Below are 17299 nucleotides of genomic sequence, written 5' to 3'. Positions count from 1 at the left end.
GATGAGCGACAACCCGCCGGGAACCGTCGTCACGTTCTACTCGTACAAGGGTGGCACCGGGCGCACGATGGCCCTGGCCAACGTCGCCTGGATCCTGGCCTCCCGAGGCAAGCGCGTGCTCGTCGTGGACTGGGACCTCGAATCACCGGGCCTGCACCGCTACTTCCACCCGTACCTGATCGACAAGCGGCTGGAGGACACGCGCGGCGTGCTCGACATGATCCGCGCGTTCGCCAAGGTGGTCGGCTCCCCGACGAGTACGGACGCGATGATCGAGGCGAGCCGCGACGCGGAGAGCCGAGTGGACGGCTGCGCGGTCAAGGTCGACCGGGACTTCGCCGACGGCGGCCTGATCCGCTTCCTCGGCCCGGGCCGGCAGAACCACGAGTACGCGGCCACGCTGGCCGGCTTCAACTGGGCCGACTTCTGCGAGAGCCCGCACGGCATCGGCTTCCTGGACGCGCTGCGCGAGGACATGCGCGCGTCCTACGACTACGCGCTGATCGACAGCCGCACCGGGCTCAACGACATCGCCGGCATCTGCACCACCCTGTTGCCGGACATCGTGGTGGACGGCTTCACGCTCAACGAACAGGCCATCGACGGCGGCGTCAACGTGGCCCGCTCGATCGCCCGCCAGGCCGACCGCCCGCTGCGCATCCTGCCCGTGCCGATGCGCGTGGAGGACGACGAGAAGGACAAGCTCGAAGCCGGCCGCGACCACGCCCGCGAGCGCTTCGCCGAGTTCCTCGCGGAACGCTCCGAGGCCGAGCGGACCAAGTACTGGGGCGAGGTGGAGATCCCCTACAAGGCGTTCTACGCCTACGAGGAGACCCTGGCCACGCTCGGCGACCGGCCGCTCCAGGAAGGCAGCCTGCTCAGCGCCTACGAGCGGCTGACCGGCGTGCTCACCGACGGCGCGATCACCCGGCTCGACCCGATCGAAGAGGTGGACCGCCGGCGCGAACTGCGCCGCTTCGAGCGCATCCGCTACACCGCCCCGGTCACGGTGCGCATCCTCTACAGCGCCCGCGACCGGATGTGGGTGGACTGGGTGCGCGCCCAACTGGCCGCCTCGGGCGCCCAGGTGGTCGGCACCGGTGGCTGTGACACCTCCGTCGAGGACCTGCAGAACGTCGACAGTGTCGTGGTCGTCTCGTCCTCCCACTCGCTGCCCAGCCGATCCTGGACCGCGATGCGCACGGCGCTGCGCCGACTGGCCGCGGTCGACCAGGCGAGCGTGGTGACCCTGCGGGTGGACGACCTGATCGACAGCGACCCGGGTGTCGGCGAGACGGTCACCTTGACCTCGCTGTCCGAGGAACAGTGCCGCACCGTGCTCCTGACCGCGTTCGGGCGCACGCCCACCGACGCCGTGCCCGCAGACGGCCCCAGGTTCCCCGGTACCAAGCCCAGGGTCTCCCAACTGTTGCCACGCCACCCCGCGTTCACCGGACGCGACGACATCCTGGAGCGGCTGCGCGACCAACTCGCCAAGGGCGCCACCGCTGTGCTGCCCCAGGCGCTGCACGGCCTCGGCGGTGTCGGCAAGACCCAGGTCGCGCTCGAGTACGCACACCGCTTCGCCGCCGACTACGACGTCATCTGGTGGGTGTCGGCGGAGCAGGCGCAGGGCGTCGCCGCCCAGCTCGCCCGACTCGGCGATCGGCTCGACCTGCCCTCCGGGGAGAACGTCACGGACGCGGCGGCCACCGTGTTGCAGACCCTGCAACAGGGTGATCCTTACGACCGCTGGCTGGTGATCTACGACAACGCGGACGAACCGGCGTCGGTGGCCCACCTGATGCCCCAGGGCAGCGTCAACGGCCACGTCCTGGTCACCTCGCGCAACGACCTCTGGGCGCGCAGCGCCCGCCCGCTGGAGGTCCCGGTGTTCCGCCGCGACGAGAGTGTGGCACTGCTCCAGCGCCGGGTGCCGTCGCTGACCGAGGCGGACGCGCAAAAGGTGGCCACCGCGCTGGGCGACCTGCCGCTGGCGGTCGAGCAGGCCGGTGCCTGGCTCGCCGAGTCGGCGATGCAGGTCGAGGAGTATCTGGAGCGGGTCAACACGCGCGTCAGCGCGATCCTGGACGAGGGCCAGCCGCCGGACTACCCGACCACCGCCGCCGCGACCTGGACCGTCTCGCTCGACGAGCTCAAGGAGCGGCAGCCGGCCGCGGTGCGGCTGCTCGAACTGTGTGCGTACCTGTCGCCCGACTCGATCTCGATGCGGCTGCTGCGCTCGCGCGAGGTGCTCCAGGAACTGGTGCGGGTGGACAGCTCGCTCGGCGACACGCTCCTGCTGTCCCGGATCTTCCAGCAGCTCGGCCGGTACGCGCTGGCCCGGGTGGATCGCGGCGAGGACACCATCCAGGTGCACCGGCTGGTCCAGGCGGTGTTGCGCGACCAGATGCCGCCCGAGGAGAACGCCGCCCGGCGCGCCCGGGTGCTGGAGATCCTGGCCGCCAACGCGCCCGGCGATGTGGACGACCCGGCCAACCAGGAGACGTACGAGGAGCTCTACAAGCATCTGGTGCCCTCGCGCGCGCTGGAGAGCGACTCGGAGTCGGTGCGCCGCTGGATCGTCGAACAGGTCCGCTTCGCCTGGCGATTCAACGACTGGGAATTCGGCCAGTACATCGCCGAGATCGCGCTGGACCGGTGGCGCTCGCGGTTCAGCCGGCACGACGCGCTGACGTTGCGGATGTGCACCCAGTTGGCGAACGTCTACCGCTCTCAGGGCAAGTACCGCAAGGCGTACGACCTGGACCGGGCGACCTTGGAGGCGCAGCGCGAATCGCTGGGCCCGGACCACCCGCACACGCTGATCACCGGCCGCGGCTACGGCGGCGACCTGCGTTCGCTCGGCCGCTTCCACACCGCGCTCGAATCCGATCGGGACAACTACACGCGCTTCAGCGAGGTCTTCGGCGAGGACGCGAACGACACCCTGCTCGCGGCGAACAACCTCGGTGTCTCACTGCGCCTGATGGGCCTGCTGGAGGAGGCGCGCGAGGTGCACCAGGAGGCGTTCGACCGGCGTCGGCGGATTCAGGGCGACGACCACTCCAGGACCTGCTTCCTGGCCAACGAGGTCGGCCACGACCTGCGCGAGCTGGGCGACTACCCGGGCTCGCGGGCGGTGCTCCAGCAGACGCTGGCGCGCGAGGAGACGATGGGTCGCACCCGGGACGCGCTGCGCACCGCCAAGAACCTCGCGGTGACGATCCGGCAGACGGGCGACGCCCGCTACGCCCGCTCGCTGGACAGCGACACCCTGGAGAAGTACCGGGCCTACCTCGGTCCCACCCATCCGGTGCTGCTCTCCTGCACGGTCAACCTCGCCGCCGACAACCACGCGATGGGCCACGACGAGGCGGCGCTCGACCTGGCTCAGGAGGCGTACCAGGGCTACCGCGAGCAGTTCGGCGCGCAGCACCCGTTCACCTTCGGGTGCGCCAGCAACCTGTCGATCTACCTGCGGGCGGTCGGCCGGGACGAGGAGGCGATGGCCCTCGGGCTGCGCAGCCTGGAGGGTCTGCGCGAACTGCTGGGCGAGGACCACCCGTACACCCTGGCCGCGGCGCTCAACCACGCGAACAACCTCTACCAGGCGGGCCAGGCCAACGAGTGCGCCGACCTGGACCGGGCGACCTACGACCGGTACGAGGCGCTGCTGGGCGCGGATCACCCGCACACCCTGGTCGCGGCCTGCAACCGGGTGCAGAGCCTGGGCGAGATCGGCCTGCGGGACGAGTCCCGCGAATGGTTCACCCGCACCGAGCGGGCGTGTCGGCGCAAGCTGGGCGACGAGCACCCGATCACCCAGGGGCTGCGGGCACGCCGCCGGTTGGAGACCGACATCGAGGTGCCCGCCGCCTGACGACCGGTTCCCCGGTGTGCCGCGGTCGGCCCGACGCCCGTCGGGCCGACCGCGGTCGGTTCGGTCCGCGGTCGGGTCAGGCCCGGTGGATCCGGACCGGCATGTCCTTGATGCCGTTCAGGAAGTTGGACCGCATTCGCCGTGCCGGGCCGAGCAGTTCGACCCGCTCCACCCGCTCCGCCAGGGTGCGGAACATGATCTCCAGTTCGAGCTTGGCCAGGTGCCGGCCGAGGCAGAAGTGCGGCCCACCGCCGCCGAAGCCGAGCATCGGGTTCGGGTCGCGCCCGATGTCGAGGCGGTAGGGGTCCACGAACACGTCCTCGTCGTGGTTGGCGGACGCGTAGTAGACGACCACCTTGTCGCCGGCGGCGATCGGCTGCCCGCTCAGCTCGGTGTTCCGGACCGCGGTGCGCTTGAAGGCGTTGACCGGGCTGACCCAGCGCACGATCTCGTCGGCCGCGGTGCCGGCCAGTTCGGCCGGGTCGGCGCGCAGCCGCTCCCACTGTTCGGGGTGCTCGATCAGCGCGAGCATGCCGCCGGAGATCGCGTTGCGGGTGGTCTCGTTGCCGGCCACCGCCAGCAGCATGAAGAACAGGTCGAACTCGATCGCGGTCAGCTCCTGCCCGTCGCGGTCGGGGCACACCAGTTTGGACACGATGTCGTCCACGGGACACTCGCGCCGGGCCGCGCCCAGCGCGTCCGCGTAGCCGAACATCTCCATCTGCACCTGCTGGGCCTCGCCCGCGTCCTGGCGCAGGTCCGGGTCCGCCTCGCCGACCAGCTTGTTCGACCACTCGAACAGCCGATGCCGGTCGATCTGCGGTACACCCATCAGGTCGGCGATCACCACCAGCGGCAACTCGGCCGCGCACATCGCCACGAAATCGCCCTCGCCCCGGTCGAGGGCACTCGCCACGATCCGCTCGCAGGCCTCGCGGACCTTGTCCTCCAGGGTCAGCGTGGTGCGTGGGGTGAAGCCCTTGTTGACGATGTTGCGCAGCCGCGAGTGCTCCGGCGGGTCCATGTTGAGCATCATCAGCCGCTGGGTGGCGAGCACGTCCTCCTCGGGCTCGACGAGCAGCGACAGCCGCTCGCGCGAGGAGAAGATCTCCGGGTTTCGGGACACCCGGATCACGTCGGCATGCCGGGTGACGGCCCAGAAGCCGTCCGGCCGCTCCGGGTCGGCGTGCCGGTAGACGGGAGCGCTTCGGCGCATCTCGGCGAACGTCGCGTGCGGGAGGCCCGCCGCGTAGCTGTCGGGGCTGTAGACGTCGAACGTGGTGGCGTCGGGGGTGGCGCTGTCGATGGTTTCGGGCACGGCGGACCTTCCGGCAGTGGTGCTGGCTGGGCGCGGGCGCGGCCAGAATTCCACGGCTCGGGTGGGTCGGGAAGAGCGATCGAGGTGTGACGGCGGGCGATTTCGGCGCCGGTCCGCGGCCCGACACGCCGGGCGCGGGGTTGGACACGCCCGGACACGCCGCGACACGCCGCGACACGCTGTCACGGCGAGCGACCCCAGCGAGCGAAATCGTGACCTTTTGCTACTTTATAGACACTTTCTGTTAGTTTTTGTGATGGTGACAAAAGCACAGAAGTTCCGCCGTCCCACCGGCACTCTTCGCGCTGTCCCGACATCGGCGCGGACGATCCGTCCCCTGCGCTCCCCAGCGCGCCTCCCGAGGAGTCACCCCCATGGCCTTGTCCATTTCCGCCGTCGTCCTGCTGGCCATCATCGTGTTCATCCTGATCCGCAAGGGCGGCATGCGAATCCCGCACGCGATCGTGTGCTCACTGCTCGGGTTCTATCTCGCCGGCACCTCGATCGCGCCGAGCATCCACAGCAGCGGCAAGAGCGTCGCGAACCTGCTGAGCAACCTGAGCTTCTGATCGCGGCGGTCATCCGAACCGGCTCGGCGGCAGGTCCGCCGGGCCGGTCTTCGCCGTTTCGACACCGGTAGTGGAGAGCAGGCATGGCGAACACAGGTGAGGTCGACACACCCCTGGTGGTCGTGGGCACGGACGGCTCGGAGCACGGCGACCGGGCGGTGGCCCATGCCGCCGAGGCGGCGGTCCGGCGCGGCGCACTGCTGCGCATCGTGCACGCGATCCGGGTGCCGATGGCCACTCCCGGCTTCGAGACGGTGGAACCGGACGAGGAAACCGCTCGGGCGGCCGAGGCGCTGGTCCAGGACGCCGCGGCGGCGGCGGTGCGGCGCCATCCGAACCTGACCGTGCAGGCCCGGGTCGGCTACGGCCTGCCCGGGGACGCGCTGCTCGCGGCGGCCGAGGGCGCGCAGTTGCTGGTCGCCGGATCGCGTGGGCGTGGCGGGTTCGTCGGCCTGCTCCTGGGTTCGGTCTCGCGTTCCTTGGCCGCGCGGACGACGTGCCCGCTGCTGATCGTGCGCGGCGAGCACGGGGCGCCGGCCGGGCAGGCCGGCGCGGACGTGCTGCTCGGCATTCAGGGCGACGGCGACGGTCAGGCGATGCGGGCCGCGTTCGAGGCGGCCCGTGGGTGGGGCATGCCGGTGCATGCGGTGCACGCGTGGAGTTGGCCGGGCTACGCGGGGCTCGCCGGGCCCAGCGAGGCGGACATGCGCGCGGTCGCCGAGGTGCATGCGACCGCCCTGGAAGGCGCCCTGACCTGGGCGCGGAAGCAGTTTCCCGATGTCGAGGTACGCGCGGACTCGGTCATGGCCGACGCGGCCGGGACGCTCGTGGAGGCATCGGCGGGCAGCGCACTGGCGGTGGTCGGCGTTCGACACCGCCGAGGCCCGCTGCGGCACTGGGTCGGCCACGTCGCGGCCGCCGCGATCGAACACGCCCACTGCCCGGTGCTCGTGGTGCCCCTGGAATGAGCCCCCGGGTCGCAGCCCGCGTCCGGGCCCGATCGCGGCGCCGGATCCGTCGGCCCCGCCGGGATTGCATCATTGCTTCAATCAGTGATTGAAAATGCCGGCGCTTCGTGGTTTGGTGCCTGCCGTGACAGCGCAATCGCGGGCCCGGCTGCTCGACGAGGCCGAACGGCTCTTCCTCGCCCACGGCTACGACAAGGTCTCCATCCGGGCGGTGAACGCGGCCGCCGGGATGAATCCGGCTGCCGTGCACTATCACTTCGGGTCCAAGCGGGACCTGGTCGTGGCGCTGCTGCAACAGCGCTTGGGGCCGTTGTGGGCCGAGCCACTGGCCGACCTGGAGCGGGCCCGCGCGGCCGGTCGCACGCCCACGGTCGGCGAGGTGGTCACGATCATCGTCGAGCCGTTCGACCGGTTGGCCCGCGAACCCAACGGGCCGATGTTGCTGCAATTGCTCGCCCGTACCGTGCTCTCCGGGCACGAACTGCCGTGGGACGACCCATGGTTTCGGCACGAACCGTGGCGTGGACTGCTGGCTGCGGCGCGCCCGGACCTGAGCGCCCGGGAGATCACGGATCGCTGGCGACTCGCCTTCGATCTGTTGCTCCAGCTCTACGGCCGGCCCGTGGCGGACGCGTTCGTACCGCCGCCCGCCGCGGCGACCGTCGTCGGCTTCGTCACCGCGGGCCTCGACGCCCCACGCCCCGCCGACGCGTCGCCGGCCGACCCGTCCACGCCCGGTCCGTCCCGAACAGCACGCACAGAACGAGGTGCCTCGTGATACCCGACGTCTTCGCCCCCGCCACGCTCGGCCCGCTGACGCTGCGCAACCGGATCATCAAGGCCGCGACGTTCGAGGGAGCCACCCCGGACGCGCTGGTCACCGACGATCTGATCGAGTACCACCGGCGTCCCGCGGCGGGCGGCATCGGGATGACCACCGTGGCCTACTGCGCGGTCGCCCCCGAGGGCCGTACCGACCGCCACCAGATCTGGATGCGCCCCGAGGCGGTGCCCGGGCTTCGTCGCCTCACCGACGCGGTGCACGCCGAGGGCGCGGCGGTCTCGGCACAACTGGGCCACGCCGGTCCGGTGGCCAACGCCAAGTCCAACGGCCGGCCCGCGCTGTCCGCCGGGCGCATGTTCAATCCGCTCGGCATGCGCATCACGCACGCCGCGACCGAGGCGGACATCGCCCGGATCACCCGCGCGCACGCCGACGCCGCGCTGCTCGCGATCGAGTCCGGCTTCGACGCGGTGGAGATCCACCTCGGCCACAACTACTTCGCCAGCGCCTTCCTCAGCCCCAAGCTCAACCACCGCAAGGATGCGTACGGCGGCTCGCTCGCCAACCGGGCCAAGGTCGCGCGCGGCGTGTGTCGGGCGGTGCGGGACGCGGTGGGCGACCGGATCGCGGTGACCGCCAAGCTCAACATGGAGGACGGCGTCCCGGGCGGCATCCGGCTGGAGGAGAGCATCCGGACCGCGCGCTGGCTGGAGGAGGACGGCTCGCTGGACGCGCTGGAACTGACCGCGGGCAGCTCGCTGCTCAACCCGATGTACCTCTTCCGCGGCGATGCGCCGGTGCCGGAGTTCGCCGCGACCTTCCCGCAGCCGCAGCGGCTGGGCGTCAAGCTGATCGGCAACCGCATCCTGCGCTCGTACCCGTACGAGGAGGCATATCTGCTCGCCTCCGCTCGGCAGTTCCGGGCCGAGCTGAAGCTGCCGCTGATCCTGCTCGGGGGGATTACCAACCGGGACACGATGGACCTCGCGATGACCGAGGGCTTCGAATTCGTCGCGATGGGCCGCGCGGTGCTGCGCGAGCCGGAGCTGATCAACCGGATCGCGGCCGAACGCGACACCAAGTCGCTGTGCGTCCACTGCAACAAGTGCATGCCGACCATCTACAGCCGCACCCGCTGCGTCGTGATCGAGCCGGACGCGTAGGGCCGGTCCGGTCCGGTTCGCGCAACGCCGGACGGGCCCATCGCGGCCCGTCCGGCGTCGAGGAGAAGGACGACCGGTCCTCGGCCGGCCGGGCCCGCTCAGGCCAGGTAGCGGCTGATCGAGTCGATCACGCAGGCCGGCTTGGCCGAGTCGGCGATCTCGACGGTGATCCGGATGGTCACCTGGATGCCGCCGGCGATGTCGGCGACCGCCACGATCTCCGCGCCGCCGCGCACCCGGGAGCCGACCGGGACCGGGGCCGGGAAGCGCACCTTGTCCACGCCGTAGTTCACGCCCATCGAGATGTTCCGCACCTCGACGATCTGCGGCAGGAACAGGTTGGACAACGCCAGGGTCAGGTAGCCGTGTGCGATCGGCGCGCCGAACGGGCCCTTCTTCGCCCTCTCCACGTCCACGTGGATCCACTGGTGGTCGCCGGTCGCGTCGGCGAACAGGTTGATCCGGTCCTGGGTGATCTCCAGCCACTCGCTGTGGCCGAGGTGCTTGCCCACCGAGTCCTTGATCTGCTGGAGGTCGGTGAAGACGGTGGCCGCCATGTGCGCTCCCGGTCGTTTCTGATGGTCTGTCAGATCAGCTCTCCCGGGTATACCAGACCGGCCCGCCCGAGTGCCGCCCGGGACGGTCAGGCGGTCGGGATCCAGGCCACCTGACGCACGTCGGCGAGCCGGTCCACCGAGATCCCGGCCGTCGAGACGGTCCACAGGTCGGAACCGATCACCAGCGAGCGCTGGATGCTCGCGCCCGGGTGCGTCACCCGACCCACCTCGACGATCCGACTCCCCTCGACCCGCAACACCAGCGCGTACGAACCGCCGCTCGGGGACTTCTCGCCCGGGGCGAACTGCGGCTGCGCCGAGATGCTGTAGGAATCGTTCACGGGCACCACCACGGTGCCGTCCTTGGCCCAGTACAAGAACGCGTGCGCGTTCTGCTCGGCCTGCGAGTTCGCGCCCGGGAGCGCGTACTGCGCGACCCGGGTCGGGTTCGCCAGGGAGCTCACGTCGAACAACGACACCTGGGTGCCCAGGCGGCGGCCGCCGTCGGTGGCGTCCTGGCCGACGCCGATCAGCCGGCCGTCGGCGATCGGGTGCAGGTAGGCCGAGTAGCCGTTGATCTTGAGCTCGCCGACCGCCTTGGGATTGCGCGGGTCGCTCAGGTCGAGCGTGTACAGCGGGTCGGTCTGGCGGAAGGTCACCACGTAGGCGAGCGGGCCCGCGAAGCGCACGCCCATGATGCGTTCGGTCCGGCCCAGGCCGCCCACCCGACCGATCGGGGTCAGCTTGTCGCCGCTGCGGGCCAGCACGGTGACCACCGACTCGGTGCTGGAGCGGGGCGCGATCGGCGGCGGCAAGTCCCGCGGTGTGCTCGGATCGGTGTCGGTGGGGCCGCTCGGGGCGATGCCGCCGCGCGGTGCGCTGCCGGGGACGGCCTGGCCCGACGCCGCGCTGTCGGGAGCGGCTTGGCCCGGCACCGCGCCGCTTGGGGCCGAGTCGCCGCGGGTGGTGTTGCTCTGCGGGAGATCGCTCGGCACCGTCCTGGGGACGGTCGAGTCGCCGGGCGAGAGCGTGGTGGCCACCCGCAGGTTGCCCGCGTGCTCGGACATCGCGTACTCGTTGACCATCGCGCCCGAGACCACGCCGGTGCCGACCAGCCTCGGCGTGCCCTTGCCGGAGATGTCGAGCTGGTTGATCGTGGTCGTCGTGCTCGGCGGTCCGCCGCCGATCACCTTCGCGTCACCGGACACGGCGCGCTGCGTGGATGTGGTCGCCAGGTAGAGGTTGGACTCCGACGCGTACACGTTGTCCACGTCGGCGGCCACCGTCACCGGATCGCCCTTGTCCAGGTCGCGGGTCAGGTCGAAGGACAACACGCTCAGCGTCGCGGTGCCGGTGTGCCCGGGATCGCCGGGCTTGGCCTGCGGTCGGCTGACCCGGTCGCAGCCGACCAGATTGCCGGAATCGGTCCGCCCGTTCGCGGCGAGGGTGAACTGCGGCAGCCAGTCCGAGGCGGTCGAGCGCTGGATCAGATCCTTGGCCTTGCCGGGCGACCTGTCCACGGACGTGGACAGTCGAGGCCGCGAGCGCACCACGATCCGCGCGGTGCTGCCGATCTGCCGCCCGTCCGTGTAGCTTCCGTCCACCGACAGGTCGCCGAGCACCCGCGGCGCGGCGGTCAGATCCACCAGCACGAAGCGGGCCCGAGCGCCCGCGACCACGCTCGACGAACCGCCCGGGGCGCCCGGGATCGGCGCCATCTTGCCCGAACCCCCCTTGCTCTTGGGCAGGTTCGGCGAACCGCCCAGGATCAGCAGGGCCCGATCGCCGGACAGCAGCAGATCGCTCGCCCGCGCGCCCGGCACGTCCAGCGTGCCGGTGACCCGGTGGGTCGCGGCGTCCACCACGCTGAGCCGGCCGTCGGCCACGGTCAGCACCCGACGCCCGTCGGTCTTGACCAGGTCGGGCTCGTCGACGCCCTGCTCCTGGGTGTTGGTGGTCGAGTGCTCCGGCGTGGTGGGCGCCGCCTGATCCGCGGCCAGGCCCTGCGGGGCCGCCGCCCTGGGTGCGGCGGCCGGCGCCTCGCCGTCCGACATCGTCCCGGGCTTCGCGTTGTCGACGGATTTCTTCTCGGTCATCGTGCGCAGCGCCGCCGCTCGGAAGTCGTCGACCAGCGCGCCGCACGAGTCGAACGCGGTGAGCCGCATCGTCTCCCCGGACAGGGCGGCGGTGCGCACCGGATCCGGCTTCGAGCCGCCGGAAGAGGAGGTGCAACCGGTGACGACGAGTCCCGCCGCCAGCACGAATATCGGCAGGGCCGCGGCCCGGCGCGTGGAACGGTCGTGGATTCGCATGGCCATCCGACGCATCGGGCAGCGGAACGGTTCCCGGGCCCGGACCCGGGCAGGTGTGCGGTCAGGCCGATCCCGGCCGCGAAGGGGGAACCTCGATGACGCTGTGGCCCGGACACCCGTTTCCGCTGGGTGCCTCCTACGACGGAACGGGCGTCAACTTCGCCCTGTACAGCGACGTCGCCGACGCCGTCGACCTGTGCCTGATCGACGACGCCCGCAACGAGGAACGGGTGCCGCTGCGCGAGGTGGACGGTGGCATCTGGCACGGCTACCTGCCCGGCCTGCAACCCGGTCGGCGCTACGGCTACCGCGTGCACGGGCCGTGGGAGCCCCACCGGGGGATCCGCTGCAATCCGGCCAAGCTGCTCCTGGACCCGTACGGCAAGGCCTTCGACGGCGACATCCGCTGGGGCCAACCGGTGTTCGGGTACCGGTTCGGCGAGCCGGAACGGATCGACGAGAGCGACTCGGCGCCGCACATGATGACCTCCGTCGTGGTCAACCCGTACTTCGACTGGGGTGACGACCACAGGCCCGGGCACGAATACCACGACACGGTGATCTACGAGGCGCACGTGCGCGGCCTGACGATGCGTCATCCGGACATCCCGCCGGAGATCCGCGGCACCTACGCGGGCATGGCACACCCGACGATGATCGAGTACTTCCGGTCGCTGGGGGTCACCGCAGTCGAGTTGATGCCGGTGCACCAGTTCGTCGACGACGGGCACCTGGTCGCCCGGGGGTTGGCCAATCACTGGGGCTACAACACGATCGGCTTCTTCGCGCCGCACGCCGCCTACTCCTCGACCGGCTCGCTGGGGCAGCAGGTGCAGGAGTTCCGCTACCTGGTGAAATGCCTGCACCAGGCCGGTATCGAGGTGATCCTCGACGTGGTCTACAACCACACCGCGGAGGGCAACCACCTGGGCCCGACGCTGTCCCTGCGCGGGATCGACAACGGCGCCTACTACCGGCTGTCCGAACAGGACCCGCGCTACTACTGGGACACCACCGGCACCGGCAACTCGCTGCGCATGTCGCATCCGCACGTGCTCCAGATGATCATGGACTCGCTGCGCTACTGGGTCACCGAGATGCACGTCGACGGCTTCCGCTTCGACCTCGCGGCGGCACTGGCCCGGCAGTTCTACGAGGTGGACAAGCTCTCCGCGTTCTTCGACCTGGTCCAGCAGGACCCGGTGGTCAGCCGGGTCAAGCTGATCGCCGAGCCGTGGGACGTCGGCGACGAGGGCTACCAGGTGGGCAACTTCCCGCCGCTGTGGACCGAGTGGAACGGCCGGTATCGGGACACCGTGCGCGACCTGTGGCGCGGCGAACCGGGCACGCTCCCGGACTTCGCCGCCCGGTTCACCGGATCCGGCGACATGTATCGCCACGACGGCCGGCGGCCGACCGCGTCGGTCAACTTCGTCACCGCGCACGACGGCTTCACGCTGCACGACCTGGTCTCCTACGAGCACAAGCGCAACGAGGCCAACGGCGAGGACGGCCGGGACGGGGAGAACCACAACCGGTCCTGGAACTGCGGAGTGGAGGGCGAGAGCTCCGACATCGAGATCCTCGCACTGCGGGAGAAGACCAAGCGCAACCTGGCCGCGACGCTGCTGCTGTCCCAGGGTGTGCCGATGCTGCTGCACGGGGACGAGATCGCCCGCACCCAGGGCGGCAACAACAACGCGTACTGCCAGGACAACGAGGTCTCCTGGGTCGACTGGGAACGCGGCCGGGAGCACTGGGTGTTCCTCGAATGGGTGCAGATGCTGATCCGGCTGCGCCGCGAGCATCCGGTGTTTCGCCGCCGGCGCTTCCTACGCGGTGTGCCGGCGGACGATGCGAGCCTGGCCGACATCGAGTGGTTCGCTCCCGGCGGGCGGCCGATGACCGAGGCGGACTGGCAGGCCGGATTCAACAAGGCGATCTCGGTCTTCTTCAACGGCGACGCGATCGGCGAACCGGGCCCGCGCGGCGAACCGATCCGAGACGACTCGTTCTTCCTGTTGATCAACGCGCACGAGGGGGATCTGCACTTCACGCTGCCACCCACCGAGTACGGCGCGGCGTGGGGGACGGTGCTGGACAGCGCGACGGTGGTGCTCGACCGGGACCGGCCCGCGGCCAAGGCGGCCACCTCCGTACACCTGGAGGCGCATTCGTTGCGGCTGCTGCGCCGGTTGTTCTGACCGGCTCCGGCCCGGCGCCGCACCGGGCGGAATCCGCATGCGTTTTCCGTCCCGGGGCGGATCGCACTCATCCCTGCGGCGGTTGTCCAGGGGTTGAGCCAAGGGTTATCCCTGATGGACCACGCTCCGTCGACGGCGCATGCTGTACGGAGCCGTGTGCACAGCGAGAGGAGCCGCGCATGCACCCGAACTCCGGTCCTCATCCACCTCATTGGTACGGCATGCCCGCGCATATGCGGGTCGGCGACGCGGATCGTGAACGCACGATCGAACACCTCAAGCACGCCTACGGCGAAGGCAGGCTGAACGACGACGAGTTCGAGGAGCGGGTGGCCGCGGCGCTGGCCGGGCGCACCCGGGCGGACCTGGAGGCGCTGCTCGACGATTTGCTGATGCCGATGTCGGGGCCGCCGGCGATGCCGATGCACCGAGTGATGCCCGGGCCGCCGATGCCGCCGCCGTGGTGGCTCAACCAGCCCGCCAAGCCGTACGAGCGCCTGCCTCCGGGCCGGGAGCGGGGATGGAGCGCGGTCGCGCACTGGAGCGGCTTCGGCGCGCCCGTGGTCGGCCCGTACCTGATCCGCAGGACCGTGGGCGCCCGATCGGAGTTCGTCCGGGACAACGCCAAGGCGGCGCTGAACTTCCAGCTGACCTGCCTGATCTCGTTCGTGGCGGCACCGATCCTGGCGCTGCTCGGCGACGTCGGCGGCTTGATGATCGCCGTCATGTACTCGTCCATCGCGGTCTTCGCCATCCTCGGCGGGGCTCGGGCGGCGGGCGGCGATGTGATGCGCTACCCGATCAGCCTGCGTCCGATCAAATGAGCCGATCCCCGGGACGGGCCGAGTGCCCGGCGGGCACCCTCACGCTCCGGCGGGGTTGGCGCGGCGGGTGGGGCGACTGCTGCGGCTGAGTCGGCTCGGACGGGTCCACAGCAGGAGTTCGCCGCCGGGCGGGGAGACCACGCCGCCGTGCACCGGGTCGCCCGCGAACCACACGTCGCCGCCGTCGCACTTGTGCAGGTGCCACCAGCGGTGCGACATGGACACCACCGTCAGTGCGTACCGCGTGCCGTCGCCGGCGCGGTCGGCGATCACCAGCGGCGGCCCCCACGCACCGTCGCCGTCGGCCGGATCGCGGAAGCGGCACGAGCAGGTCACCCACGGATGGCGGGCCAGCGTGCGGCGCATCCGGCGGCCCAGTACCAGCGCGCCGATCCCGATCACCAGAGCCACGAGGCCGACCACGAGCGGGACGGGGCCCCAGCCGCCCCATGCCTCGTTGCCCGCGTCCTCGGCCGTGGACAAAACCGCGAACCAGGCCCCCGTGCAGGCCAGACCGATCACCGTCGTCACGACGGCTCGCAGCCGGTACACCCGCAGTGCCCGAGCCGTCGCGTGCAAGGAGAGAGCCACGTCCTCCCACTGCTCGCTACCCATGGCAGCACCCTAAGCAGGCGCGGGCGGCAATGGTGAACCGGTGCGTGTCGGCGCGCCCACCATGTTCGTGCACCGTGGTGCCGGCGAACCGAAGCCGATACCCCGTCGGGGTAGTGGCTTCGGTGTGCTCGGGGGTGTTCGGTTTCAGCCACGCGAGTTCAGTACGGCAGGCCGTGCCCGAACGGGAAGACCGGGTTCACGCCGTCTTGGGGCACGTCCGAGCGCTGGGCGCGCACGTCGGCCATCGAGCGCGGCAGTTCGAACGGCAGCCTGCCCTCGGGCCGCACCCGACCGAACAGCGCGTCCAGCAACGGCGCGTCGGCGCAGCCGTAGTCGGCCACCAGCGCGGCCGACTGCTCGGCGATCTCCGGGATCACCGCCGGGCGCTCCAGGTAGATGTCCACCACGGTGGGCACGCTCGCGCACAGGTCCAGGATCGGCGTCAGCTCGGCCTCGGTGAACTCCAGCGAACCCGCGTGGAAGAACTGTTCGAAGCCGCCCTCGCGCGGCTCGAACGGGGTCTTGATCCGCACGATCGCGATCTCCGCCTCCTCGGGAGTGGCCACGACCGTGCCGTAGCCGGCGGCCACCTCGGCGTCGACACCCTGGACGTACACGCGCGTGCCCTCGGCCGCCGGCAGCACCGACTCGTTCTTGAGCACCGTGATCGACCTGCTCTGCGCGCGCAGCCCGGCCGCGATGCCGGCGTCGGTGCCCACCAGCGCGGCGGTGGCGGCCGGGTCCACGAACGGGTGGTCGAACAGGCCGAGGACGAACTTCTCCCGCAGCAGCCGCCGGACCGACCGGTCCAACCGCTCCTCGGCGAGCCGGCCCGCCGCCACCAGCGCGACGACCTGCTCGGGGATGTGCTCCCCGCCGAACTGGTCGCAGCCCGCCTCGATCACCCGCAACACCCGATCCGGGACGGACAACTCCTCGACGCCCCACGCCCGGGCGGGCATGGTCTGACCCATGATGTTCGCGTCGGAGATCAGACCCCAGTCGGTGCACACGATGCCGTCGAAGCCCAGTTGTTCGCGCAGCAGGCCGGTGATGATGCCCTTGTTGAAGCCGAACGCGACGGCCTCGTGCTCGGTCTCGATCGGCATGCCGTAGTACGGCATCATCTGCGACGTCCCGGCCGCGAGCGCCTTCTCGAACGGCTCCAGGTGGTAGTCCGTCACATCGTGATCGTTTCGGCAGGTGATGGGCCCGCACGGGGAGCGCGAAGGCTCCGTACAATGGGCCGAATGCGCGCCGGGGGCATGGGCGTGATCGGGGCCTGCCGCCGCGACGGCGTGGCCGACGACGCGGAGTGGATCGCCCGGACACCGGGATCCGGCGCACTGGGCGCACACACAATCATGGGTACGAGGGGCGGGCGCAGGTTGGACACCGTGCGGGGCTTGCTCGACTCGCTGCGGGATTTCCTCGACCACGGCGCGTGGACCCACTGGCCACTTCCGGTCTCGGTGGCGATCTTCATCGTCGTCTGCGCACTGAGCGTGGTCGCGCTCGTGCCCAAATCGCTGTTCGCGCCGGTTGCGGGCGCGCTGTTCGGCGCCATCGGCGGCACGATGGTCACCCTGGCCGGGGCCACCCTGGGCGCGATGATCAGCCTCTACCTCGGCCGCCGGATGGGCCGGGAGCGGATCAGCGGCTGGCTGCACAAGCGCGAGGCGCTGGCCGTGCTCGATCGCCGGCTCTCCCGAAACGGCCTGGTGCCGATCACAATCCTGCGGATGATCCCGGTGATCCCCTCCTCGGTGGTCAGCTACGGCGCGGCGGCGACCGGGATCCGTACCGGCCACTTCCTGCTCGGAACCGCGCTGGGCATGTTGCCGATGACGATGGTCCAGTGCGCGGCGGGAGCCTCGGTGCGAAGCGGCCTGAGCACACCGGTCGTGGTCGGCGTGTTCGTCGGCTGCGTATCGCTGGCGCTGGCCATGGTCGTGGTGCGGCGGCGCGGCGAGGCATCGGCGCCGGCCACCTCGGAGGCGGCGGTGACGTCGCAGTCGTCGGTCGCTCCGAACGCGGCCGCCACTGCGAAGGCGCCGGACGCGGCGGCCGAGTAGGCCGGCTCGGCGCCTTGTCGTCGCGGC

13 protein-coding genes are annotated in these 17299 nt (G+C 71.0%); 8 read left to right on the top strand and 5 right to left on the bottom strand.

Annotation, left to right across the window (positions count from 1 at the left end):
* Nucleotide 1: 1 nt before the first annotated feature.
* The gene (gene fxsT, locus ABZS54_RS01230) at nt 2-3883 is read left to right on the top strand and encodes an FxSxx-COOH system tetratricopeptide repeat protein (protein WP_355529307.1); all 3882 of its coding nucleotides are present in this window, start codon (nt 2-4) and stop codon (nt 3881-3883) included.
* 76 nt (nt 3884-3959) lie between these two features.
* Here the strand turns inward: fxsT and ABZS54_RS01225 are convergent, their stop codons facing one another.
* Entirely contained in the window at nt 3960-5201 is a 1242-nt protein-coding gene (locus ABZS54_RS01225; protein ID WP_355529304.1) for a cytochrome P450, read from the bottom strand.
* Nucleotides 5202-5575: 374 nt separating this feature from the next.
* Between ABZS54_RS01225 and ABZS54_RS01220 the strand changes: the two genes are divergently transcribed.
* From ABZS54_RS01220 to ABZS54_RS01205, 4 genes are all read left to right on the top strand, one after another.
* The gene (locus ABZS54_RS01220) at nt 5576-5770 is read left to right on the top strand and encodes a DUF2304 domain-containing protein (RefSeq protein WP_355529301.1); all 195 of its coding nucleotides are present in this window, start codon (nt 5576-5578) and stop codon (nt 5768-5770) included.
* 83 nt (nt 5771-5853) lie between these two features.
* Entirely contained in the window at nt 5854-6738 is an 885-nt protein-coding gene (locus ABZS54_RS01215) for a universal stress protein (protein WP_355529298.1), read from the top strand.
* Nucleotides 6739-6862: 124 nt separating this feature from the next.
* Nucleotides 6863-7516, top strand: a complete 654-nt coding sequence (locus ABZS54_RS01210; RefSeq protein ID WP_355529295.1) for a helix-turn-helix domain-containing protein — start codon at nt 6863-6865, stop codon at nt 7514-7516.
* Nucleotides 7513-8685 (top strand): NADH:flavin oxidoreductase, encoded by a 1173-nt coding sequence (locus ABZS54_RS01205; protein ID WP_355529292.1) that lies wholly within the window; start codon nt 7513-7515, stop codon nt 8683-8685. Before ABZS54_RS01210 ends, ABZS54_RS01205 begins: the two co-directional genes overlap by 4 nt.
* Before the next feature lie 98 nt (nt 8686-8783).
* Here the strand turns inward: ABZS54_RS01205 and ABZS54_RS01200 are convergent, their stop codons facing one another.
* Nucleotides 8784-9242 (bottom strand): MaoC family dehydratase, encoded by a 459-nt coding sequence (locus tag ABZS54_RS01200; RefSeq protein ID WP_355529290.1) that lies wholly within the window; start codon nt 9240-9242, stop codon nt 8784-8786.
* An 86-nt stretch (nt 9243-9328) separates the two neighbouring features.
* Entirely contained in the window at nt 9329-11560 is a 2232-nt protein-coding gene (locus ABZS54_RS01195) for a beta-propeller domain-containing protein (RefSeq protein ID WP_355529287.1), read from the bottom strand.
* An 89-nt stretch (nt 11561-11649) separates the two neighbouring features.
* Here ABZS54_RS01195 and glgX point away from each other — a divergent pair, with 89 nt between their 5' ends.
* Nucleotides 11650-13758: a glycogen debranching protein GlgX gene (gene glgX, locus ABZS54_RS01190; RefSeq protein ID WP_355529285.1), complete on the top strand. Its 2109-nt coding sequence runs from the start codon at nt 11650-11652 to the stop codon at nt 13756-13758.
* A gap of 179 nt (nt 13759-13937) precedes the next feature.
* The gene (locus ABZS54_RS01185) at nt 13938-14582 is read left to right on the top strand and encodes a DUF1707 and DUF4870 domain-containing protein (RefSeq protein ID WP_355529282.1); all 645 of its coding nucleotides are present in this window, start codon (nt 13938-13940) and stop codon (nt 14580-14582) included.
* A 39-nt stretch (nt 14583-14621) separates the two neighbouring features.
* Here the strand turns inward: ABZS54_RS01185 and ABZS54_RS01180 are convergent, their stop codons facing one another.
* Both ABZS54_RS01180 and ABZS54_RS01175 read right to left on the bottom strand, forming a co-directional pair.
* Nucleotides 14622-15197: a hypothetical protein gene (locus ABZS54_RS01180; RefSeq protein ID WP_355529279.1), complete on the bottom strand. Its 576-nt coding sequence runs from the start codon at nt 15195-15197 to the stop codon at nt 14622-14624.
* A gap of 158 nt (nt 15198-15355) precedes the next feature.
* Nucleotides 15356-16555 carry a glycoside hydrolase family 3 C-terminal domain-containing protein gene (locus ABZS54_RS01175; RefSeq protein ID WP_355529277.1) on the bottom strand — a complete coding sequence of 400 codons (1200 nt, stop codon included), beginning with the start codon at nt 16553-16555 and terminating at the stop codon, nt 15356-15358.
* On the opposite strand from ABZS54_RS01175, the gene ABZS54_RS01170 reads away from it, so the two are divergent.
* Nucleotides 16448-17272 (top strand): TVP38/TMEM64 family protein, encoded by an 825-nt coding sequence (locus ABZS54_RS01170; protein WP_355529274.1) that lies wholly within the window; start codon nt 16448-16450, stop codon nt 17270-17272. The genes ABZS54_RS01175 and ABZS54_RS01170 overlap by 108 nt on opposite strands.
* Nucleotides 17273-17299 lie beyond the last annotated feature (27 nt).

This window comes from Embleya sp. NPDC005575 (assembly GCF_040605455.1).
Classification (GTDB): Bacteria; Actinomycetota; Actinomycetes; order Streptomycetales; family Streptomycetaceae; genus Embleya.
The sequence above is the reverse complement of the archived record's forward strand: the minus strand, read 5'-3'. Positions and strand labels throughout refer to the sequence as shown.

Excerpts from the sequence above, each read along its gene's own strand:
- fxsT (WP_355529307.1), top strand. The coding sequence starts at position 2 with ATGAGCGACAACCCGCCGGGAACCGTCGTCACGTTCTACTCGTACAAG.
- ABZS54_RS01220 (WP_355529301.1), top strand. The coding sequence starts at position 5,576 with ATGGCCTTGTCCATTTCCGCCGTCGTCCTGCTGGCCATCATCGTGTTC.
- ABZS54_RS01215 (WP_355529298.1), top strand. The coding sequence starts at position 5,854 with ATGGCGAACACAGGTGAGGTCGACACACCCCTGGTGGTCGTGGGCACG.
- ABZS54_RS01200 (WP_355529290.1), bottom strand. The coding sequence starts at position 9,242 with ATGGCGGCCACCGTCTTCACCGACCTCCAGCAGATCAAGGACTCGGTG.
- ABZS54_RS01195 (WP_355529287.1), bottom strand. The coding sequence starts at position 11,560 with ATGGCCATGCGAATCCACGACCGTTCCACGCGCCGGGCCGCGGCCCTG.
- glgX (WP_355529285.1), top strand. The coding sequence starts at position 11,650 with ATGACGCTGTGGCCCGGACACCCGTTTCCGCTGGGTGCCTCCTACGAC.
- ABZS54_RS01185 (WP_355529282.1), top strand. The coding sequence starts at position 13,938 with ATGCACCCGAACTCCGGTCCTCATCCACCTCATTGGTACGGCATGCCC.
- ABZS54_RS01180 (WP_355529279.1), bottom strand. The coding sequence starts at position 15,197 with ATGGGTAGCGAGCAGTGGGAGGACGTGGCTCTCTCCTTGCACGCGACG.
- ABZS54_RS01170 (WP_355529274.1), top strand. The coding sequence starts at position 16,448 with ATGCGCGCCGGGGGCATGGGCGTGATCGGGGCCTGCCGCCGCGACGGC.